The organism is Amycolatopsis anabasis, assembly GCF_009765355.1.
Classification (GTDB): domain Bacteria; phylum Actinomycetota; class Actinomycetes; order Mycobacteriales; family Pseudonocardiaceae; genus Amycolatopsis; species Amycolatopsis anabasis.
The window spans coordinates 3890-28611 of record NZ_VTHK01000082.1 but is presented as its reverse complement, the minus strand read 5'-3'; the positions used below and the strand labels follow the sequence as shown (position 1 = coordinate 28611).

General features: G+C 73.0%; 2 protein-coding genes. Both read left to right on the top strand.

What is annotated here, in order from left to right; translation table 11 throughout:
- Entirely contained in the window at window positions 1-20019 is a 20019-nt protein-coding gene (locus FXO23_RS46595) for an SDR family NAD(P)-dependent oxidoreductase (RefSeq protein ID WP_158894916.1), read from the top strand.
- Entirely contained in the window at window positions 20016-24722 is a 4707-nt protein-coding gene (locus FXO23_RS46590) for a beta-ketoacyl synthase N-terminal-like domain-containing protein (RefSeq protein WP_158894913.1), read from the top strand. Before FXO23_RS46595 ends, FXO23_RS46590 begins: the two co-directional genes overlap by 4 nt.

Below are 24722 nucleotides of genomic sequence, written 5' to 3'. Positions count from 1 at the left end.
TTGCCCACTAGAGCAGAGATCCTGAGCGCCCTGCGGGACCGTACGATCACTCCCGCACGGGCGCGTGAGCTGCTGGCCGAGAACACCTCGACGCCCGCGCCCGAGCCGACCACGCACGTCCCGCAAACCGCATCGGCCGCGCAAGCCGGTGCGGCCGCCGAAGTCCCGAGCCGGGCCCTGGCATCTGCGGCGCCGGTGCGTGCCGACGAGCCCATCGCCATCATCGGCATGTCCGGGCGCTATCCGGGCGCGGAGTCGCTCGAGGAGTACTGGGAGCTGCTGCGCGAGGGGCGGGACGCGGTCACCGAGGTGCCCGAGGACCGCTGGGATGCCGACGACTGGTTCGACCCCGAACCGGGCACACCCGGCAGGACGTACTCCCGATGGCTCGGTGCGATCGACCGGCCGGACGCCTTCGACGCCGCGCACTTCGAGATCACCCCGGCCGACGCCGCCCTCATGGAGCCGCAGCAGCGGCTCGTGCTCGAGGAGTCGGTGCGCGCGCTCAGCGACGCCGGATACGGCCGCGCGAAGCTGAAGGGGCGCGGCTGCGGCGTCTACCTGGGCATCGTGCAGGGCGACTATGCCGAGCTGTGCCTACTGCACGGCCGTGACCGCACCAGCGTCATGGCCGGTGGCACCGCGCTGGCCGCAGCGCGCGTGTCGTACTTCCTCGACCTACGTGGACCCGCGCTGTCGATCGACACCGCGTGCTCGTCGTCGCTCGTGGCTACCCACCTCGCGGTTTCGGCGCTGCACGCGGGCGAGATCGACATGGCGCTGGTCGCGGGTGTGTCGCTGTACCTCTCGCCCGGCTCGTACGTCGCGATGTCGCAGGCCCGGATGTTGTCGCCGCGCGGCCACTGCCACACCTTCGACGACGACGCCGACGGTTTCGTGCCCGGCGAGGGCGTCTCCGCCGTCGTGCTGCGCAGGCTGTCCGACGCCGAGCGCGACGGCGACCACGTGCACGGCCTGATCGTGGCCTCCGGCATCAACCAGGACGGCAAGTCCAACGGCATCACCGCGCCCAACATGGCCAGCCAGATCGAGCTGCTCCGCGACATCTACACCGGCGCGGGCCTGGATCCCGCGGACGTCGACATGGTCGAGACCCACGGCACCGGCACCAAGCTCGGCGACCCGGTCGAGTTGCAGGCGCTCGCCACGGCCTACACCGAGCTCAACCCCGACCTCGCCGCGCGCCGCCGCGAGCACGGCCGCATCGAGATCGGTTCGGTGAAGAGCAACCTCGGCCACGCCTCCGCCGCCGCGGGCCTCGCCGGCCTACAGAAGGCGATCCTGTGCCTGCGGCATCGGCGGTTCGTGCCGTCACTGCACTTCGAGCGTCCCAACCACCACTTCGACTTCGACGCGTCCCCGTTCTCGGTCACCACCGGCACGACGCCGTGGGAGACGACCCCCGGCCGCCCCCGGCGTGCCGCGATCAGCTCGTTCGGCTACAGCGGCACCAACGCGCACGTCGTCGTGGAGGAGTACCCGCAGGAGCGGCCCGCGCAGGACGACGTGCCGCTCGGCACCGGGCTGCTCGTGGCGTCGGCCCGCACCGGCGACCTGCTGCGCGAGTACGTCCGCGACCTGAGCCGGTTCGTGCGCGAACGCACCGACGTGCCGCTCGGCGACGTCCTTCGCACCCTCCGCGAACGCGACGTCGCGGGGTACCGCCTCGCGGTCCTCGGCGACGACCGGCGAACCCTGCTCGCGCGGCTCGACGCCTTCCTCGACGGCGACGACGGCGACGAGGTCGCGGGGCTGCACACCGCGCGGGCGCGCGGGCGCAAGGTCACGGTGACCGGCGCGGAACCCTCGGCGTCGAGCCCGGCGGGCCGGGTCGCCGCGGCCTGGCTGCGGGGAAGTTCGCCGGACCCAGCCGACTTGGACACCGTCGATGCGGGCACGCGGCGCGCGTCGGTGCCCACCTGCCCGTTCAAGCGCACGTCCTACTGGTTGGACCAGCTCCCGCTCTCCACTAACGTCCCGGACGCCGCGCCCGTCCCGGCCCCCGTTGACGGTGCGCAGAGCTACCGGGTGCGTCTCGACGGGACCGACCCGGTCGTGACCGACCACGTGGTGGCGGGGACCGCGATTCTGCCCGGTGCGGGCGTGGCGGAGCTGGTCCGCGCCGCCGCGCGCGAGCTCCGGGGCCGGGACGTCGCCGGGGTGTCCGACACCGTCTGGCTGGCGCCGGTCTCCGTTCCGGCGACCGGCCGCGACGTAACCGTGGTGCTGCGCGACGATGCGGACAAGATCACGTTCGAGGTAATCGCCGAACCGGCAGGCGCCTACGCGCCGGAGCGCATTCGCTGCGCGGAGGGCCGGTTGCTGCTCGATACGGCGGCGGCGCGCCGCGAGCACGTCGAGCCCCCTGCCGGTGCCCTGATCGACGGCGCCACGTTCTACGCCCGGCTGGCCGAGGCGGGGCTACGGTACGGCCCCGGCTTCCGAGGCATCGCCGAACTCGGCGTGGGTCACGGAACCGAGGGCGCGGACGACGCTGACGGCACCGACGGCACGGTGTACGCCCGGCTCGCGGTGGTCCCGCAGGGCACGAGCTGGTCGCGCCAGGTCGGGCTGCTGGACTCGGTGCTGCAGACGATCTCGCCGTTGATGTCAGGTCGAGCCGCGGTGCCGTTCACGGTCGAGCGCGTGACGGTCCATCGCGAGCTCGGGCCCGGGTGCCGCGTGCGCGCTGTGCGCCGAGGCGGGGCCGACACGGGGCAGGCGCGGTTCGACATCGTGGCCGTCACTCCCGACGGCAATGCCTGTGTCGACGTGCGTGGCCTGGTTGTGCGCCCCATCCGCCCCGGCGACGCCACGGGTCAAGTCGCAGATCAAGGTGCGGATCGCGCCGCCGACGAGGGCGTGCTGCGCTACGAGCAGCGGTGGTGGGCACAGGCGGTGCCTGCGGGTGCGGTGCCGTTCCCTGGCCTCACCCTGTGGCTTGGCGAGGATTTCCCAGCGAGCCGCCCGCCCGCGGGCGAACGGGTCGTCGTCGTCCGTCCCGGCACGTCGTTCGCCAGACTCGGCGACGGGCCCGGCCCTGGGTACCAGGCCGACTTCACCAACTCCGCCGACCTCGACCGCCTACTCCACGACCTCGAACAGGAAGGCCTCGTGCCCGACCGCGTGGTCCGGGCGTTCAGCGCCGACCTCGACGACGACGGCTTGGTCGTCTCGGCCTCCGATCATGCCCGCGAACGGGCCGAACGGACCGGGCACGCCGCCATCGCGCTTGCCGCCGCGCTCGTGCGCGCCCGGATTGGCGGCAGGCTCAGCCGCGTCCGCGTGCTGTGGTGCCACCGCGACGGTGACCCGGCGGGCGCTGCCCTGCGCGGCTTTGCCCGCACGGTCGCGTTGGAGAGCCCCGGTTTCGACGTCCGGGTGGCCGCCGTCGGGCCCGGGCTCGACGCGGCCGACGCGCACCAGCGGGTCTGGGCAGAACTGGCCGTCGACTCATCGGGCGTCGCCGTCCGCTGGACGCCGGAGGGCCGCTTCGTGCTCGGCCGTCACGAAGCGTCGGCAGGCGGTGACACCGGATCCGACGCCGCGGATACCGGAGTCCGGCGGGGTTTCCGCGACCACGGCACGTACGTCGTGGTGGGCGCGCGCGGCGGCCTCGGCGCGCTCACCGCGCGGCACCTGGCGCGCGAGAAGCGTGCCCGGCTCGTGCTCGTCGGCCGTTCGCCAGCCGACGACACCGTGGCCGCGTTGATCGACGACGTGCGCGCCGCGGGCGGTGACGCTGTCTACGTCGCGGCCGACGTGTCCCGCGCCGCCGACGCTCGCCGGGTCGCCACCGCGGCACACGAGGTGTTCGGAGGAGTCAACGGGATAGTCCACGCGGGCGGGGTCACCCGCGACGCACTAGCGCAGAACCTCACGCCCGAGGCTGTCGACGCCGTGCTGGCACCCAAGGTGGCGGGCACACTCGCGCTCGACGACGCATTCGCCGACGAACCGCTCGACGTGGTGGTGTTCTATTCGTCGTTGGCCTCGGTGCTCGGCAACGCGGGACAGGCGGTGTACTCCTACGCGAACGGATTCCAGGATGCCTTCGCCGCCGCGCGGAACGCGCGGGTCGCGGCGGGGGAGCGCGCGGGCCACACGGTGTCGATCAGCTGGCCGTACTGGGCCGAGGGCGGCATCGGGCTCGACGAACACTCGGCCCGTTCGATGCGCCAAGCGGTGGGGATCACCCCGATGCCCAGTGCTGCCGGACTCGCGGCACTCGAGGACTGCGTGCGCGGCGCTGCGGCTCATCCGCTGGTCGTCCACGGCAGCACCGAGCGCGTGCGAGAGACCCTGACCGTCGAGGTGGCCCCGGTCGCGACGGTGACGGCTACGCCCGGCCCGGCCGGTGCTCCTGGCGAGGCCGCCGGAACCGCCGCCACGAGCGAACCGGCCGAACCGGCCGGACGGGAGAGCGCCGTCGAGGCGGCGACCGCGTTGCTCACCGAGGTAATGGCCCGTGCGACGGGGCTTGATGAGGAACGCATTCAGGACGACCTCGAGTTCGACCACTACGGCATCGACTCGATCGCGATCATGGCGATGACGCGGGAACTGGAAGACCACCTCGGCGAGCTGTCCAAGACGCTGTTCTTCGAATACCGCACGCCGTCGGCACTTGCCGCGCATCTGGCGGAGGAGCACGCCGATGTCCTCGGCGGACCCCGGCCCGGCGAGCAGGCCGCTCCGCCGGACACCCCGTTCACTCTGACCACAGTGGACAGTGCGGTGCGTGCGGGCGGAACGGTTACCGGAGAACGACAAGGCGACACCGACAAGATCGCCGTCATCGGGCTCACTGGCCGATACCCGATGGCCCCCGACGTGGCGGCGCTGTGGCGCAACCTGCGTGCCGGACGCGACTGTGTCACCGAGGTACCCGCCGACCGGTGGGACTGGCGGGACACCTTCGACCCCGACCGCTCTGCCGTCGGCACCTCCTACACCCGCTGGGGCGGGTTCATCGACGACGTCGACCGTTTCGACGCGGGCTTCTTCGCCGTGCCGCCCGTCGAGGCGGAACTGCTCGACCCGCAGGTGCGGCTGTTCCTCGAGGCGGCATGGCATGTCGTCGAGGACGCCGGGTACACGCCTGCCACCCTCGGCACCCGCGAGGTCGGCGTGTTCGTCGGCGTGATGTACGGCATGTACGACCACTACCGAGGCGAGATCAAGGGCACGCCGGTGCCGATCTCGTCGTCGTTCAGTGCGATCGCCAACCGTGTCTCGTACTTCATGGACCTCACCGGCCCGTCCATGGCGGTGGACACGATGTGCTCGTCGTCGCTGACGGCGCTGCATCTGGCCATCCGGTCGCTGCGTTCCCGCGAGTCCGAGCTCGCGATCGCGGGCGGGGTCAACGTGACTGTTCACCCTGACAAGCACATCCTGCTCAGCCTCGGCAACTTCGCCTCGGCCGACGGCCGCTGCCGCAGCTTCGGCGAGGGAGGCTCCGGGTACGTGCCCGGCGAGGGCGTCGGCGCGGTCCTGCTCAAGCCGCTGTCGAAGGCACTGGCCGACGGTGACCACGTGTACGGCGTGCTCATCGGGTCGGCCGTCAACGCCGGGGGCCGCACGAACAGCTTTACCGTGCCCAGTCCGCTGGCGCAGGCCGACGTCGTCACGGCGGCGCTCGCCGACAGCGGGGTCGATGCCGCCGACCTCGGCTACCTTGAGGCCCACGGCACCGGCACGTCGCTCGGCGACCCCATCGAGATAACTGGGCTCGCCCGCAGCGTCGGCACCGGGCGCCCGCCGGCGAAGTCGTGCCCGGTCGGCTCGGTGAAGTCCAACATTGGGCATCTCGAGTCGGCGGCGGGCATCGCGGCGCTCACCAAGGTGCTGTTGCAGTTCCAGCACGAGGAGCTCGTGCCGTCGATCCACGCCGAAGCGCTCAACCCCTACATCCCGTTCGACCGCACGCCGTTCCACGTGCAGCGGGAGCTTTCCCCGTGGCCTCGGCCGCGGCTGGCCGGGATCAGCAGTTTCGGCGCGGGCGGCGCCAACGCGCACCTCGTCGTCGAGAAAGCACCGCTCGCCGAGCGCCCGGAGGGCTCGGTGACCGCGAACCCGCAGGTATACGTCCTGTCCGCCCGCGACGCCGAACGTCTTGCCGAGTACGCGGAACGGCTCGAGGCATACGTCCGCGTCGCCCTCGACGCCACCGGCGTCGGCAACCCGTCCGGTGGCCCGTGGCAACCGGACGCCGACGCCGCCGGGCAGTGGGTCGCCCCCGCGGGGTGGGGTCCGCACGCGGTCGCCCGGACCCTCCAGTTGGGGCGCGTGCCGATGCGGCACCGGCTGGCGGTCGTCGCCGACGACCTGCCGCATCTCGTCGAAGCGCTGGCCGCCTGGCGAAACGGTGACTCGCGAGGCGTCCGCTACGCCGACACGGTGACGGTCGCCGCGCCCACCGCCCACGTTGTCTCCGCCGTGCTGGACCGCGCCGTCGGGTCCGCCGGGGTCGTCGACGCCGCCGTGCTGGACGAACTGGCCGCGGCCTGGGTGGCCGGTGGCGACGTCGACTGGTCGCGGCTGTTCGCCGGGCAGCGCCCCGTTCGCGTGCCGTTGCCCGGCTACCCGTTCGTGCGGGACCGGTACTGGGTGCCCGACGACCAGGCGACACTCGGGTCCTCCTCGTCCGGGCGGCTCGCGCCGCTGCTGGAACGCAACGTCTCCGACCTCGGCGGGCTGCGGTTCACCGCCCGGTTCGCGTCGGAGTTCTTCCTGGCCGACCATCGCGTCGGCGGGGAGAAGACACTGCCGGCCGTGGCGTTCGTGGAGTTGATTCTGGAGGCCGTCCGCGCGGTGTTGTCCGGCGCCGCCGCGGGCACCGCGGACGGGGTGCCGCCGGTGGCGGTGCGCAACCTCGTGTGGCTCGCGCCGCTGCGGGTGCCCGAGGGCTCGGGCCGCTCGGTGGACGTGCTGCTGTCCCGGCGTGGTGACGACGCGGACGTCGACGTCGAGATCATCAGCCGGGACGAGGACGGCAACGGCACCTCCCATTGCCGTGGCGCCGTCCGCGTCGACTCGACGGACCGCTCGCATCCGGTATCCCGCCCGAGGATCCGGCCTCCGGACGGGCGGGAGGCCGACGGCGCGGCGTTGTACGAGCGGCTGCGTGCCGTGGGCGTCGACCACGGACGGCGGATGCGCTCGGTACTGGCGACCCGCACCGACGGCCGCGCGGTGACCGCGTTGCTCGACGTTCCCGCCGGTGCCGACGGATCCGGTGTGTCGGGCGGCTTCGTGCTGCACCCGGCGCTCGCTGACGGCGGGCTCCAGGCCGCCCTCGTGCTCGACGCGGCGGGCCCAATCGCGGGCGGACCCCGGCTGCCGTTCGCGGTGGACGAGGTGACGGTGCATGCGCCGCTGACCGGTGCGGCGCTCGCCGTGGTTCTGCCGGGCCGCGTCAAGGGCGCCGTCGACGTGGTGTTCACCGACCGCGACGGAATCGTCGCGGCGGAACTGAGGGGCGTCTCCTTCCGCGCCGCCGGTGCCCGTGCCTTCGGTGGTGGCGAAGAATCACTGCTGCACATCCCGGTTTGGGAGGCCGCGCCGCCCGCGCGCGCCGACCTCGCCGACCGCCCCCGCACGGTGCTCCTCGTCGGCGGTGTCGGCGACGAAGCCGCCGCCGGGCTCGTGGACCGCCTCGGCGCCCCGGTGGTCACCCTGCCCGCCGCCGGGTCGCCCGCGCTCGGTGAGACTGGCACGCCCGCGTGGTACATGGACTTGGTGCACGAGGTCGTCGCGCGGGTGCGGCCCGCGCTGGCCGCGTCCGCCGCCCCGTCCGGCATGCAACTCGTCGTGCCCGCGTCGGGCCCCGCGCGGCTCGCCGTGGGCCTCGGCGGGCTGCTGCGTGCCGTGGCCGAGGAGAAGCCGGGGTTCGTCACGCAGGTCGTCGAGGTCGGCGAGTTGTCCGAAATGGACACAGTGGACACGCTCGCGCGGCTGCTGCGTGAGTCGTGGGCGACCGGCGAGCCGCACACGCGGCGGCACGTGGGCGCGCACGAAGTGCGGCGCTGGCGCGCGGTGCCCGTGCCGGACACCGTGTCGCGGTGGGGGGACGGCGACGTCCACCTCGTGACCGGCGGCGCGGGCGGTCTCGGCCTCGCCGTCGCGGAGGACATCGCCGCGAGCGCCCGCGCCGCCGTGGTGGTGCTTGTCGGCCGCTCGCCGCTGGACGCCGCCCGCGCTGCCCGGCTGCGCGAGCTGTCGTGCGACGGCACCCAGATGCGCTACGAACAGGCCGATGTCACCGACCGCGGCGAGATCGCCGCCGTCGTCGACCGGCTCGTGGCCGAGCGGGGTCGGGTGGATGTCGTCGTGCATTCGGCGGGTGTGCTGCGCGACGGGCTGCTTGCCACCCGCGCGGCCGACGACGTCACCGCCGTGCTCGCCCCGAAGATCGTGGGAATCGACGCCCTCGAAGCGGTCACCCGCGAGCACGGCGTGCGCGAGTACCTGTTGTTCTCGTCCATGGCGTCGGTCACCGGCAACCTCGGTCAGTCGATCTACGGCGCCGCCAACGGGTTCCTCGATGCCTGGGCGGCTCGGCACAACGAGCTCGCGGCGACCGGGCAGCGGTGCGGCCGCGCGCTGTCGCTGTCGTGGCCGATCTGGGCCGACGGCGGTATGCGCATGCCCGCCGAGGCGGCCGCCGCCACGCGTGCCGCGACCGGGCTGGTGCCGATCCCCACCGGCACCGGCATGCGGCTGCTGAACGCCGCTCGTGCGCTCGGGGCCGACCACGTGCTGCCGCTGCACGGCGACCCGGTCCCGATCCGTGCCTACCTCACGCGGGCGACCGGGGCGCCCGGCGCGCGTGCGGTGTCCGTCGACGCGACGCCCGCGCAGGCGCCGGCACCCCAGCCCGCGCCCGGTGCCGACGCCGCGTACGAGACCGCGGTGCGGCTGCTGCGGCGGATTCTCGCCGAGGAGCTCAAGCTGCCCGCCGCCGACATCGACATGCGGGCGCCGTTGGAGGACTTCGGCGTCAGTTCGGTGCTGGCGATGGTGCTCATCTCCCGGCTTGAGGAGACGTTCGGGTCGCTGCCCAAGACGTTGTTCTTCGAACACCACACCCTCGACGAGCTGGCGGGCCATCTCGTCGCCCAGTACCCCGAGGTGCTAGCCCGGCTGACCGGCGGAGCACCCGCGCCAGAACCGCACGCGACCGACCCGGCGGGCACGACGCTGTCCAGAGCGTCCACTATGGACAGCAGGTCCGCGTTGGCCAGGGCCGTGCCGTCGGTGTCCTCGCCGGTGTCCGCGTTCTCGTCGTACTCGTCCGCGCCGTCCGACCGGCCGCTCGACATCGCCATCGTCGGTGTGGCCGGGCGCTACCCGGGCGCCGACGACCTGGAGACGTTGTGGGAGAACCTCGCGCGCGGCCGGGACACCGTCACCGGCCTGCCCGCCGACCGGTTCCCGCCCGGCTCGCTCACTGCCGAGCTGTGTTCCCGGCGCGGCGGTTTCCTCGCTGGTGTCGCCGAATTCGACCCGCTGTTCTTCGCGATCTCCCCGGTGGAGGCGGAGTCGATGGACCCGCAGGAGCGGCTGTTCCTGCAGACGACGTACCACGCGATCGAGGACGCCGGATACACCGCACGCACCCTGCACGGCCCCGGCTCGGCAGACGATCCGGACGACCCGGCGGGTTCGGTCGGCGTGTTCGTCGGCGTCATGTACACCGAGTACCAGCTGTACGGTGCGCAAGCGCAGGCACGCGGGCGCCACGTTACGTTGGTGGGCAGCCCGGCCTCGATCGCCAACCGCGTGTCGTACACCTTCGGTTTCCACGGCCCGTCGGTCGCGGTCGACACCATGTGCTCGTCGTCGCTGACCGCGCTCCACCTCGCCTGCCAGGCCATCGCGGCAGGCGAGTGCGGCACGGCCGTGGCGGGCGGGGTGAACGTGTCAGTGCACCCCAACAAGTTCCACATGCTCGGCAACAACGGCATGATCTCCGAGATCGGCCGCTGCGCCACCTTCGGCGCCGACGGCGACGGCTACGTCCCCGGCGAGGGCGTCGGGGCGGTGGTGCTGAAACCGCTGGTCACGGCCGAGGCCGACGGCGACCAGATCTACGGCGTCATTCGCGGCACCGCGATGAACCACGGTGGCAGCACCAACGGCTACACCGTGCCCAACCCGCGCGCGCAGGCCGCCGTCGTCCGGGCCGCGCTGCGTCGGTCCGGCCTCGACCCGCGCGCGATCGGCTACGTCGAGGCGCACGGCACCGGCACTTCGCTCGGCGACCCCATCGAGATCCGCGGGCTCGCATCGGCGCTCGACGTTCCCGGCGCGGACCGGGAGAACCCGGCGTCCACCTGCCTGATCGGCTCGGTGAAGTCCAACTTCGGCCACTGCGAGAGCGCGGCCGGAATCGCCGGGCTCACCAAGGTGCTGCTGCAGCTGCGGCATGACGCGGTGGCGCCGTCGCTGCACTCGGCACGGCTCAACCCGCACATCGACTTCGACGCGACCCGGTTCGTCGTGCCGCAGGCGCTGACCCGCTGGCCGCGTCCCGGCGCGGGCGCGGACGGTCACGAGCTGCCGCGCGCGGCCGGGGTCTCGGCGTTCGGCGCGGGTGGGTCGAACGCGCACGTGCTGGTCGAGGAGTACCTGCCGCCGCCATCCGGGCCGCAGCCATCGCCGCGGCCGCGCGCCGTCGTGCTGTCGGCCCGCACCGGCGAGCAGCTCGCCGAGGTGGCGGCGCGGCTACTGGCCTGGCTGCGGCGGGTTCCCCGCGACCGTGCGGACCTCCGCGACCTCGCCCGCACCCTCCAGGTGGGCCGTGAGCCGATGGCGGAACGTGTCGCGTTCCTCGTGACCGAGATCGCGGAGCTCGACGCCGCGCTGGCCGGTTTCGTCGCGAACCCGGACAGCGCCGAGTACCGCGGCCGGGCCGAACAGCGCAACAACGTGCTGCAGGTCTTCGAAACCGACGAGCTGCTGTCGTCCGCCGTGGACACGTGGTTGGCGCAGGGGAACTTCGGCAGGCTGCTGTCGCTGTGGGTACGGGGTCTCCCGGTGGACTGGACCAGGGCCCCCGCGTCCGGAGCACGGCGGATCAGCCTCCCCGGCTACCCGTTCGCGAGGGAACGCTATTGGGCACCCGACTCGCTCCTGGCCGGTTCGGCGGGCGGCGATGACGCGGACGGGCGGCTGCATCCGTTGGTGCACCGCAACATCTCGACGTTCGAGGCGCAGCGGTACCGCACCGAGCTCACGCCGGGTGAGCCGATCCTGCGTGACCACGTCGTGGCGGGCGTAGCCACCCTGCCTGCGGCGGCGGTGCTGGAGCTGGTCGTCGACGCCGTGCGGCGGGCCGCCGGGCACACCGGCGGGGTCGTGCTGCGTGACGTCGTCTGGCTGCGCCCACTCGTTGCCGCCGACGGCATGGTCACCGTCGACACCACCCTGACACCGCGCGGGGAACACGGCGTCGAGTTCGACGTGGGCGTCGTCGCAGGTACGGCAGACGGCACCACGAGTACGGGTTTCGCCGACCTCGTCGTGACCGAGCCCGGAGCCGAGCGCCTCGATCTCACGAGCGCGTCGTCGGCGCCCGTGCTGACCGGCGACCAGCTGTACGCGCGGTTCGCCGAGATCGGCATCGGGTACGGGCAGGCGTTGCGTTCGGTGCGCGCGGTGTGGCGGCACGACGACGGGGTGCTCGTCGCCGTCGAGCCGTCCGCGGACCTCGGTGCGGAGGGCGTGTTCTCGGTACACCCGGCCGTGGTCGACGGTGCGTTGCAGGCCAGCCTGGCGCTGGTCGCCGACGCGCGCGAGAACGGCTCACGACCCGCGTTGAAGCTGCCGTTCTCGGTGGCACGACTGGTCGTCGACGGCCCGGTGGGCGCGGGCTGGGCGTTGGTGACACCCACCCGCGACGCGTCCGGCGTGCTGGTGGCCGACTCGGTGACGATCCGGTTCGCCGATCGGGAGGGACGGGTCGTCGCCGGGTTGGACGATGTGCGTTATCGCGCGGTGGACCCGGCAGCCGTCGACGCGACCGCCGACGTGGCGCAAGCACGGCAGCTCGGGCGACCGGAGGAAGCCGGGCACCCTGGCGAGCAGGCGGTGCACCGGAAGCTGTTGTTCGTACCCGGATGGCGGGTGGCGCCGCTGCCGGAGGGCCCGGCGGCCGGGGCCGTCGCGGGACCCGATGCGCGGCGCCGGTTCGTCGTCACTGCCGGGCCGGGTCTGCCCGCGGACGTGACGGCGGCGCTGCCCGGCGCCGACGTGGTGGCGTTATCGCCGCGGGACGCGGGGGCCGAGGCCAGGTGGTACTCGGAGGTCCTTGCGGGGGTGCTCCGCGTGCTGCGCGAGGTGCTGCGCTCGCCCAGCGAAAACGGTGCGCTGGTGCAGGTCGTCTGCGCCGACGAAGCCGACGGTGTCGTGGTGGGTGAGGCGCTGACCGCAGCGCTGGCGGGCATGCTGCGCACCGCGCACCTCGAGGACGAACGGGTCGACGTCCAGGTGATCGGCATGGCCGCCGATGCGGTACCTGTCGACGTCGAAACGCTGCTGCGGCGGCTGGACGCCGAGGCCGCGACCGCCGACGTCCACGTGCGCTGGAAACGCGGCGAGCGGCTCGTCGCCGAGCTGACGCGCGCCGACCTTTCCGAACCGGATATCGGACCGTGGCGCAGCGACGGCGTGTACCTGGTCACCGGCGGCCTCGGTGGGCTCGGCCGGGTCTTCGCCGCCGAGATCCTCGAACGCGCGCCGGGAGCCACCGTCGTGCTCGCCGGGCGCTCGCCGCTCGACGCAGGCGTCGAGGCCGTGCTCGGTGAGCTCGGTGGCGCGGGCGGCCGCCGCGGCGTCGTCGCCTACCGGCGCGTCGACGTGACCCGCCGCGACGAGGTGCTCGCCCTCGTCGACGGCGTGCGCGCCGACTTCGGTTCGCTGGACGGCGTCGTGCACTCCGCCGGTGGTCTGGACGACGCCTTCCTGCGCAACATCGACGGCCGCCGGGCCGCCGCGGTCTGGGCGCCAAAGGTGCTCGGCACCTGCTGGCTCGACGAGGCCGTCTCCTCGGCGCCACTCGACGTGTTCTGCCTCGTGGGATCGCTGGCGGGCGTCACCGGGAACGTCGGACAGGCCGCCTATGCCGCCGCCAACGCGTTCCTCGGCGGCTTCACGCGAGCCCGGGCCGCCCGCGTCGCCGACGGCAGCAGGCACGGCCGCACGGTCGCGGTGCACTGGCCGCTGTGGCGCGACGGCGGAATGCGCGTCGACGCCGAGCTCGAAGCCGCCATGATCGAACAAAGCGGCCTGGCCGTCCTCGACCGCGCGAACGGTCTGGACCTCTTCCGGCGCGTGCTCGCCGCCCCGCATCCCGAGGTCATTCCGGTGCTCGGTAATCCCGCCGTGGTCACGGCGATGCTCACCCCGCATGCCGCCGAGCCCGTGGCGCCCGCCGTGCCGGACCTGCCTGCCGTACCGGGTGGTCCGGGCGAGGTGAGTGCGGACGTCGTGCGCGAGCGAGTGCTCGCGACGTTCGCTGAGGTGCTGCACCTCGACCCGGCACGGCTGGATCCCGACGAACCACTGGGGACCTACGGCATCGACTCGATCCTGATCACCAAGATCACCCTGCGGCTCGAACGGGAACTCGGGCCGCTGCCCAAGACGTTGCTGTTCGAGCTACAGACCATCGGCGCGGTCGCCGACCGGTTGCGCACCACACACGCCGGCCACTTCGGCGCCGTCCGGGCCACGGCGGCAACCCCGACAACCCCAACAACCCCGGTAACGCGGGCGGCGCGCGGTACGGCGGCCGTCTCAGCGCCCGTCGTGGTGGCAGACCGGTTCACCGCCGCGCGTTCGGTGGCCGGGCCTGGCAGCGACCCGCGGGCAACCGACGACCGCGTCGACGACCGCATCGCCGTGATCGGCATGTCCGGCGTCTTCCCGCAGGCACCCGACCTCGGCACGTTCTGGCGGAACCTCGTCGCCGGGCGCGACTGTGTCACCGAGATTCCGCGCGACCGCTGGGACATCGACGGGTTCTTCGATCCCGACCCCGGCAACCCCGGCACCAGCTACACGCGCTGGGGCGGCTTCGTCGACGGCATGGACGCCTTCGACGCCCGGATGTTCAACATCACGCCGATCGAGGCGGAGGTGATGGACCCGCAGGAGCGGCTGTTCCTGCAGTGCGCGTGGGCCACGTTGGAGGATGCCGGGTACACGCGGACGTCGCTGGGCTACGCGCCCGGTTCGGCGATCCGGCGCAACGTCGGCGTGTACGTCGGTGTGATGAACGAGGAGTACCAGCACTGGGCCACCCAGGAGCAGGTGCTCGGGCGCCCTGCGGTGGTGTCGGGCAACCCGTCGTCGGTGGCGAACCGAGTGTCGTACACCTTCGACTTCCACGGCCCGAGCGTCGCGCTCGACTCGATGTGCTCGTCGTCGCTGCTGGCGATTCACCTTGCTTGCCAGGCGATCCGCGACGGTGAGTGTGCGGTCGCGCTTGCCGGTGGCGTCAATGTGCTCGCGCATCCCAACCACTTCCTGGCGATCTCCCGCGCGGGCATGGCGGCCACCGACGGCCGGTGCCGCAGCTTCGGCGCCGGGGGTGACGGGTACGTCCCGGCCGAGGGCGTCGGCGCGGTGCTGCTCAAGCCGCTGTCCGAGGCGCTGGCCGACGGCGACCACGTGTGGGGCGTCATCGCCGGTTCCGCGGTGAACCACGGTGGAAAGACCAACGGCTACAGCGTGCCGAACCCGCTAGCGCAAACCGAGGCCGTGACCCGTGCGCTCGCCCGCGCCGGGGTCGACGCCGACCGGCTGGACTACGTCGAGGCGCACGGCACCGGTACCGCGCTCGGCGACCCGATCGAGCTTGCCGCGCTCACCAGCGCGCTCGGTGGTCCGCGTGACGGCAGGCCCCGCGTGATCGGGTCGGTGAAGTCGTCGATCGGTCACGCGGAGAGTGCCGCCGGGATCGCCGGGGTCGCCAAGGTGCTGCTGCAGATGCGGCACGGCGTCATCGCGCCGTCGTTGCATGCCGAGGAACCCAATCCGGCGCTGGACCTCGTCGCGTCCGGTTTCCGCGTGCCCCACCAGCCCGAGCCGTGGCATGGCACCCAGGACCCGGCGGGTGGGCGGCTTCCGCTCGTGTCGGGCGTTTCCAGTTTCGGCGCGGGCGGCACCAACGCGCACGTCGTGCTCGAACAGGTCCCCGAATCGAACCGGCCGGTGGCGCTCTCGGTGCCCGCTCTGCTGGTGCTGTCGGCGCGCACCCCGGACCGGCTGCGGGTGCTCGCTGGGCAGCTTGCCGCGCACCTGCGCGACTGGCAGCCGGATCGGGAAGGCCTGCTGCGGACGGCGTACACGCTGCAGGTCGGCCGGGAACCGCTCGCCGAGCGAGCGGCCTTCGTGGCCGACGACGCCGCGGCGGCCGCCGCGACGCTCGAGGCACTGGCTCAGGGCGATGCGCTGTCCGGGGTGGCGCTCGGCAACGTGTCTACCACCCGGACGTCGTCCACAGTGGACGCACGTGACCTGGTCGCGCGAGACGTCGAGGGGGCGCGGCGGCTCGGCGCCGCGTGGGTGACCGGCGCGGTGATCGACTGGACCGCGCTCTACGACGGGCGTCCGCCACGGCGGATCAGCTTGCCCACGTACCCCTTCGAGCCGGTGCGGCACTGGCTCGACATCGGTCCCCGGCCCGTGGGCGCGCTGGGAACGTCGCTTGCGTCGCCCACGTCGAACGGGGCCACTCCGGACGTCGTGCCCGCGACGGGACAGGCGAATGGCCAGGCGAACGGGGACTTGGACGAGTGGATGGTTGAGTACCTTCGCTCGGTGTTCGCCTCGGTGTTGAAGCTGTCGGCGGACGAACTCGGGGCCGACACGACGTTCGAGGATCTCGGCCTCGACTCGATCTACATCCAGGCCGTGGCGACCCGGATACGCGACGACGTCGGCAAACTTCCGGCGACGGCGTTCTTCACGCACAAGAGCCTCGGCGGCCTCGCCCGCCACCTGGTGCGCGACCGACGGGAGGCCGTCGCGGCGCTCTTCGGCGACGGCAGCGGCGGTGGCACCAGCGGCACCGCCGCGACGACCGCCGGACAGCTGGCCGTCACCGAGCAGCAGCCGTCCGCCGCACTGGACATCGCGATCATCGGGATGAGCGGGCGCTACCCGATGGCCGAGGACCTGAACGGCTTCCGCGACAACCTCACCGCGGGCCGCGACTGCATCACCGAGATCCCCGAGGACCGGTGGGACTACCGGCGGTTCCCGGACGTCGAGTGCCGCTGGGGCGGCTTCCTCGACCGGCCGACGGACTTCGACCCCCAGTTCTTCGGCATCGCGCCGGGGACGGCGGCGTTCCTCGACCCGCAGGAGCGGCTGTTCCTGCAGGCGACGTGGTCGTGTCTGGAGGACGCGGGCTACACACCGCGCGCGCTCGGCAACCCCGACGCGGGCGACGGCCGCGGCGACGTGGCGGTGTTCGCCGGGGTGACGTTCAACCAGTACGGCCTCTTCGGTGCCGAGGAATTGGCGCGCGGCAACGCCGTCCCGCTGAATTCGCAGATCTTCTCGGTCGCCAACCGGGTGTCGTACCTGCTGAACCTACGCGGGCCGAGCCTCGCCGTCGACACCGCGTGCTCGTCGTCGCTGTACGCGGTGCACCTGGCGTGCGAGGCGCTGCGTCACGGCGAGGCCGACCTGGCCCTCGCGGGCGGGGTGAACCTCACCCTGCACCCGAGCAAGTACGTGACGCTGGCGTGGAACAAGCTGCTCGCCTCCGACGGGCACTGCCGTGCCTTCGGCGCGGGCGGCGACGGCTATGTCCCCGGCGAGGGCGTCGGCGCGGTGCTGCTCAAACCGCTGCGGCAGGCGCTCGCCGACGGCGACAACGTGCTGGCCGTCGTCAAGGGCTCCGCCGTGAACCACGGGGGCCGCGCGAACGGGTACTTCGTGCCCAACCCGGTGGCGCAGGAGGAGGTCATCCGCGACGCCGTGCGCCGCAGCGGCGTCGACCCGCGCACGATCAGCTACGTCGAGGCGCACGGCACGGGCACCGCGTTGGGCGACCCGATCGAGGTCGAGGCGCTCACCCGTGCCTACGGCCCGCGCGCCGCGCGCGACGTGCGGTGCGCGATCGGGTCGGTGAAGGGCAACATCGGTCACCTCGAGTCCGCCGCCGGGATCGCGCAGCTGCAGAAAGTGCTGCTACAGCTGCGCGACGGGAGGCTCTATCCGTCGCGGATCAACGCGCCCGAGCTCAACCCGGAGATCCCGTTCGACGAGACGCCGTTCGTGGTCCAGCAAAGCGGCGCGCCCTGGCGCCGGCCGGTGGTCAACGGCACGCCCGCACCCCGCCGGGCGGGCGTGAGCTCGTTCGGTGTCGGCGGGGTGAACGTCCACATCGTCCTCGAGGAGCCACCGGCGCGGCCGGTCACCGCGGGCGGCGTCCCCGGCGACGCGGCGGCGGCCACGCCGCTGGTGGTGCCGTTGTCAGCGCGCGACGACGAAACGCTCGACCGCGTGGTCGAGCTGCTCCACAACCACCTCCGGCGAAGCCTCGACGCGCCGGCCGATGTGCCCGCGCTGCGCGACGTCGCGTGGACGCTCCAGACCGGCCGGGTGCCGCACGCCCGCAGGCTGGCCGTCGCCGCGACGTCCACCGGCGAACTGGTGCGGCTGCTGGCGGCGATCCGCACGCGCGGCGCCGAGCTGGTCGCGGCGGTGGACGCGGGGCAGGTGGTGCTCGCGGACTCGCCGAGCGCGGCGGACGCGGCGTCGGTGCGTTCGGCCGGGCGCGGCGCGGCACTGGACCTCGCCCGGCGCTGGGTGTCCGGGGACGACGTCGCCGCCGGGGAATGGCGCCCAGCGGGCGAGCTGCGGCGGGTGTCGCTGCCCGGCTATCCCTTCGCCCGCCAGCGCTACGTGCTCTACGGCGAAGGCGGGCTGCTCGGTACCCGCGCCGAGGCCGCAGCGCCCGCGCCGCGCGCCGTCGCCGAGGCCGCCGCACCGGAGCCGGAGCCGGCGGGGCCGACGCTGGCCGCGCGCCTGCACGGGCTCCCGGATGCCGCCGCGGCCACCGTGCTCACCGACTGGCTGCAGGACTTCCTCACCGAGTCGCTCGGGTTCACCGAGGGGCGCAAGGCCGACGTGGACACCGCGTTCTTCGACCTGGGGTTGGAGTCCGTGGCACTGCGCGCCACCCAGGACGCGCTGCAGCGCGAGCTGGACACGACGGTGGACTTCCAGCTGCTGTTCGACCACCCCACGATCGCCGAGCTGGCGACGGCGCTGGTGCCCGCCGCGCGCGAAGCGGCGCCATCGAACGGCACCTACGGCACGGTCACCGCGGTCGCCGGGGCGAGCGTGGCCGCGCGGCCACACGCGGACGACCCGGTGCGCACGCTCTACCTCGCCCCGCGCTGGGTGGCCCGCCCCGCCGCCGCGGACACCGGCGGTGTTCCGGCCGGGCCGGTGCTCGTGTTCGACCCGCCCGCCGACGCGGGTGGACTGGCCGCGAGCGTGCCCGACGGTGCCGGTCCCGTGGTGGTGGTGCGTCCCGGTGCCGGATTCCGGCAGGTCGGGTCGAATCACTACCAGATCGACCCGGCCGAGGCCGGAGACTACGAGCGCCTGCTCGACGGACTCGACGAGGCGGGGCTCGCACCCGGCCTCGTCGTCCACGGCTGGGCGCTGGCGCCGACCGGGGACCCCGTGCTGCTCGGCGGCCGCTCCGTGATCGCGCTGTCCCGTGCCCTCAGCCGCCGCGCCCCGCGCAAGGGTTTGCGCCTGGTCGTCGCACACGCCGAACGGGACGGCCGGGTGGTGCCGGAGCTCGCGGGCGTCGCCGCGTTCGCGCGGTCGCTCGCCGCGGAGAATCCCTTGCTGTCGTGGCGTTCGGTGGGTGTCGCGCCCGAGGCGTTCGCGGGCGTTGGCGGGCTTGCCGAGGCGGTGTGGGCGGAGACGCTGTCCGAACCCGGCGATGCCGCGGACGCCGACGTCCGGCTCGGCGCCCAGCGCCTGGTGGCCGCCCTCATCGAGGTGCCCGAGGGCGCCAGGGCACCGGCCGCGCGGCTGCGCGCGGGGGCGACGGTGCTGGTAACCGGCGGCCTCGGCGGCGTCGGGACGCTGCTCGCCGAGCACCTCGCCGCCACCCGCGCCGCGCGGGTCGTGCTCACCGGACGCAGCGCTGCGGGAGGAGCTTCGGACGAGGCGGTCCGCCGCATCGAGGCAGCGGGCGGGCAGGCGATCTATGTCCCCGCCGACGTCGCCGACCGCGCCGACATGGTACGGCTGCTGGACGCGGCGCATGCAGCGTTCGGCCCGGTGCACGGCGTGCTGCACGCGGCGGGCGTCACCCGGGACGGCTATCTGAGGTCCAAGGAGGGGCTGGCCGATCTCGATGCCGTGCTGCGGCCCAAGGTGCGTGGCGCGCGAGTGCTCGACGAGGTCCTCGCCGGGGAACCGCTCGACGTGGTCATGCTGTTCTCGTCGCTGACCGCGCGGTTCGGCAATGCCGGGCAGACCGACTATGCCTACGCCAACGGGGTTCTCGAGGCGTTCGCGCACGAACGCGAGGCCCGCCGCGTGGCAGGCGAACGGTCCGGGGCCACCGTCACCGTCGACTGGCCGTTCTGGGCCGACGGCGGCATGAAGGCCGACGCCGCGTCGATGCGGTGGCTCGAGGAGAACCTCGGCCTCGTCCCGTTGGAGCGCGCCGACGGAATCGCCGCGTTCGACACCGCGTTGCGCCACACCGAACCCGAGCTCGTGGTGGTACACGGCCACGACGCCCTGGTCCGCCGCGTGATCGGCCTGCCGGAGGCTCCGCCGACGCCGCCCGCCACTTCCGCGGGTGCGGTCACCTCCGCGGGCGCAGATGCCTCGCACACGTTGGACGCCTCGGACCTCACGGCCGAGGACCTTGACTCGATGGACGTGGACGAACTGGCCGCCCTGCTCTCCCGCGAGCTGGCGGCCTTGGAGGACGAATGACCATGGACGTGGACACCGGCAACCCGGCGGGCCCCGGCGACGGCGACCAGACACGGGAGCTGCTCAGTCGGGCGGTTCGCAGCGTGCGTCGGGCCAGGCGGGATCTCGCCGAAGAACGCGACCGCCGCCGCGAGCCGATCGCGGTGGTCGGGATGGCGTGCCGGTTCCCCGGCGGTGCCGAGTCACCGGAGGGTTTCTGGCAGCTGCTGCTCGACGGGCGGGAAGGCGTCGTGGACATCCCGTCCGACCGGTGGGACGTCGACGAGTACTACGCGCCTCCGCCCGGCGAGTTCGGGAAGATCTACGTGCGGCAAGGCAACTTCGTCACCCGCGACGTCGCCGCGTTCGACGCCGCCTTCTTCAAGATTTCCCCGGCCGAGGCGCGCGCGATGGACCCGCAGCAGCGGCAACTGCTTGAGGTCACCTGGCGGGCACTGGAGCACGCGGGCATTAACCCGGAATGTCTGCGCGGCACCTCGACCGGCGTGTTCATGGGCGTCTCCAGCGCCAACGAGTACGGCCTGCTGCCGAGGGACACCGCGCACGTCAACCAGTACAACGGCACCGGCACCGCCGCGAGCGTCGCGTCCGGGCGGATCGCCTACGTGCTGGGCCTTGGCGGCCCCGCGCTCACCATCGACACGGCGTGCTCGTCGTCGCTGGTGAGCACCCTGCTCGCGGTGCGGTCGCTGCGGGAACGGGAGACCGGGGTTGCGCTGGCGGGCGGCGTGAGCCTCATGCTGGCGCCCGAGGTCATGTCGACGCTGTGCTCGATGAACGCCGTGGCCGCGGACGGGCGCAGCAGGCCCTTCGCGGACGGCGGCAGCGGCTACGGACGGGGTGAGGGCGTCGGCGTCCTCGTGCTCAAACGGCTCAGCGACGCACAACGCGACGGCGACCACGTGTGGGCCACGATCCTCGGCGGCGCGATGAACAACGACGGCGCCAGCGCCGGGCTCACCGTACCCAACCGGAGCGCGCAGCGTTCGGTGCTCGCCGACGCGCTGGCCGCGGCGAGGGTGGCGCCGGAGGACGTCGGTGTGCTGGAAACCCACGGCACCGGAACCCCGCTCGGCGATCCGATCGAGATGTCGGCGATCGGCGACGTCCTCGGCAACGCGGCACGCGAATCGCCGCTGCTGCTGGGTGCGGTGAAGGGCAACATCGGACATCTGGAAACCGCGGCAGGCGTGGCCGGGCTGATCAAGTCGGTGCTCGCGCTGCACCACGGCGTCGTGCCGGGCATGGTCACCAGCGGGGCGCTCAACCCGCGCGTGGACCTCGACGCCGTCCCGGCGGCCATCCCGCGGACGCCGGTGCCGTGGCCGAGGCGGCCCGACCTGCCGGGCGGACGCGCGGTGGCCGGGGTGAGCTCGTTCGGGTTCAGTGGCACCAACGCACACGTCATCCTCGGTGCGGCCCCGGTTCCCACCGCGACGCGCCCGCCCGCGACGGACACCGGGCCATACGCGCTCTGCCTCAGCGCCAAGGACTCGGCGGCGCTGGTGCGGATGATGCGTGAGCTGGCCGCGTGCCTGAGCGCCAACCCCGCATTGCCTGCCGCCGACGTCGCCTACACCATCAACGTCCGCAGGCCCGCGTTCATGCACCGGGCCGTGGTCGTCGGCTCGACCACGGCCGAGCTGGCCGAGCGACTCGCCGCGGCCTGCGCGGACCTGGGCGACGCCGACGAGATCCCGGAAGCCGGTGCGGGAGTCCTGCCGGGAACCATGGCGGAAGCCAGGGTAGAGGCTGCGGGCGGCACCTACCGCGCGGGCTTCCAGCGGTCCCCGGTACGCAGGCTCGGTGGCGCCGACGGCGTTCTGGTGTCCAAAGTGGCCGATCGGGTTCGGCCGAAGCTGGTGTATGCCTTCGGCGCGTCGGCGGACGGACTCGCCGCGGCCGTCGCTTCTCTTGCCGCATGGCATCCCGCGTTCGCCCGCCGGTACGACGAGGTACTTGCGCTCGCAGGTGACGCCGCGCCGGACGGGGCCGAGCCGGTCGCGGAGGCGGCCGCCGACGTGCGGCTGCTCGCCGCACAGTGCGCGCTCGCCGAAGCGCTGATCGACTGGGGTGTCGCGCCGGAGGTGTGTTGCGGTGACGGCGTCGGCGAACTCGCCGCCGCCGTCGTCACGGAGTCGTTGCCGATCGACGTCGCCGTGCGGCTCGTCGTCGCCCGAGCCACCGGCGCAAGCATCGGCGCAGGCATTGTGCTCGGCGCCGGACGACCGGACCGGCGGTTCGCGGGCCTAGGTGACGGGTCGCCGACCGCCGGCGACTGGGCCCGCTGGGCCCGCGGCGAGACACCGCGTGCGGCCCGGACGTTGCGAGACGAGGGCTACCGGCACGTCGTCACCTTCGGCGCGGAGACCCCCCTCGCGGCCGGGGACGAGATGGTGCCCGTCGGCGTGCTCGACGCCTCCGGCGCGCGGGTGCTGGTCTCGGTGCTGGCGCGGCTGACCGCGCTCGGTATCGACGTCGACTGGGCCGCGCACCACGCGACCCACGACGGCGAGATTCCGCCGCCACCGGTGGTGTTGCCCGGCTATCCCTTCGCGGGCACCCGGTTCTGGCTGCCCGGACCCAGCACGGAGTCGCTGGCCCGATCGGGAGTGGCCCGCCTGCCCAGACATGGTCTGGACTATGAGCCGGTGGACCTGCCGACCGGGCCACGGCAGTACCGGTTCGTGTTCGCCTCGCGCAACTTTCCCGAGCTGGCGGACAACTCCGGCGTCGTCCACATGGGGTACTTCGTCGAGATGTTGCTGCGCGTGCTGCGCGACGACCCGCCCGGCGCCGTTGTGTTCGAGGACATGGAATTCTTCTCGCCACTGATCGTGGTCGGTGACGAGGAACGAGACGTGCTGCTGTCGGTGGACGAGGCGCGAGTAGGCGGGTGTGCCTTCCGGTTCTTCAGCATGGATCGAAGCGCGGGTGGCTGGAGCGAGCATGTGCGCGGCACGGTCGGCGCTGCGGGCGATCCTGGTGACGTCAAGCTACCCGAGGCGGGCGGGACCCCGCGCCTGCTCGACGCGGCCGCGTTCTACGAACCGGTCGAGGCGCGCGGGTTCGTGTTCGGCCCCGCGGTGCGCTGGGTGACCTCGGCCGAGGTGACCGACGGCTGGGCGCGGGTCGAGTTCCTGCGGGACGGCGACATCTCCGGGCTAATCGAAGTCGAGCACGCGCTCGGGTACCACCCCGGTGTGCTCGACAGCTGCGCGCAGACCGTCAACCACCTCGCGCTGGGGCTGGGCGACGACGAGACCAAGTTCATGATCCGCAGGCTTGGCCGGGTGGTCGTCACCCGCGAAGAGCCCGCCGCAGAACAGACAGGGGAGCCCGGGGGCACCGGACCGCTCGCCGCGGTCGTGACGCTCGACGGCGAGACCAGCTCGGCGAGTGTCGTCCACGGGACCGCTCATGTGCTGGACGGCACGGGACGGCCGGTGCTCGTCATGACCGACGTCGAGCTCCGCGAGTTCGACGGCAGGAAGCTGATGGACATGCGGGCCGTCATGCAGGCGGCCGGTTCCCGCCGTGGGGAGAAGGCGCTGCTCGCCCGATATGCCGCGGCCGAGGGCCCCGAACGCATCGCGTTGGTGGAAGGCGAGACGCTGCGGCTGCTCGCCGAGGAGCTCGAGTCCGACATCGTGAAGCTCGACGCCGAGGATCTGTTGGAAGACCTCGGTTTCGACTCGCTGGTGGGGCTGCGGCTGTTCAACCGGCTTCGTGAGGTATTCGGCATCGACCTCGACCTGAAGGACGTCGTCGGCGCGGAGTCGCCGAGAGCGCTCGGGCTGGCCGCGCTCTCGAAGCTTCCCGGCGGGGCCGAGCTGGCCGCGGCGGCAGGCGCCGTGCCAGTGGCGCAGCCCGTGCTCACCGGTGCCGCGCTGTGGATCCGCGGCGGGGAGCGGCTTGGCGAGCTCGCCGCCAAGGTCCGACTGATCTGCTTCCCACACGGTTTCGGCAGCGCCGACATGTACGACGGCTGGCAGGAGGCGCTCGGCGACGAGGTCGAGGTGTGCCCGGTGAAGCTGCCCGGCCTGGACGTGCAACGGCTGCACGAGCCCCATCCCGACGACATCGACGACGTGGTCGAGGCGTTCGAAGAGGTGCTGGTGTCCGAGGGCCTGCTCGACAAACCCGTCGCCGTGTTCGGGCACAGCTGGGGGTCGCTGTTCGCCTACCGGCTCGCCGCTCGGCTCACCGCGAACCGGGGGTGCCTGCTCGACCGACTGCTCGTGTCGGGCTATACGTCGCCGTCGCTGCCCAACACCAGCACCATGGAGATCGTCGAGGAGCTGGCCAAGATCGGCTTCTCGGGCATCCCGACGTACGACGAGGTGGCGGCCATCGGCAACCAGGCCGAGGTGATCTCCGCGTTCGTTGCCGCGTGGGGGCACGAGGCGGCGTTCGTGGACACCGCCGTGCAGGGCGCCGAGCTGACCCTGCCGACGATGCTCAGCGCGTACCGGCTGGTGGACCGGTGCGGTGTGGAGCGGTCGACACCGCTGGAGGTGCCGATCGTCGGCTTTCACGGCCTCGACGACAACCGCGTCTCGTTGTCGGACATGCGCGCGTGGGGTGACGTCACCCATGCCGGGTTCAAGCTCGTCACCGTGCCGGGAGATCACAGTTTCATCGAGGAGTACCAGTCCGCGAGCACCGTCCGAGAGGCGATCCGCGCCGAACTCACCGGCTGA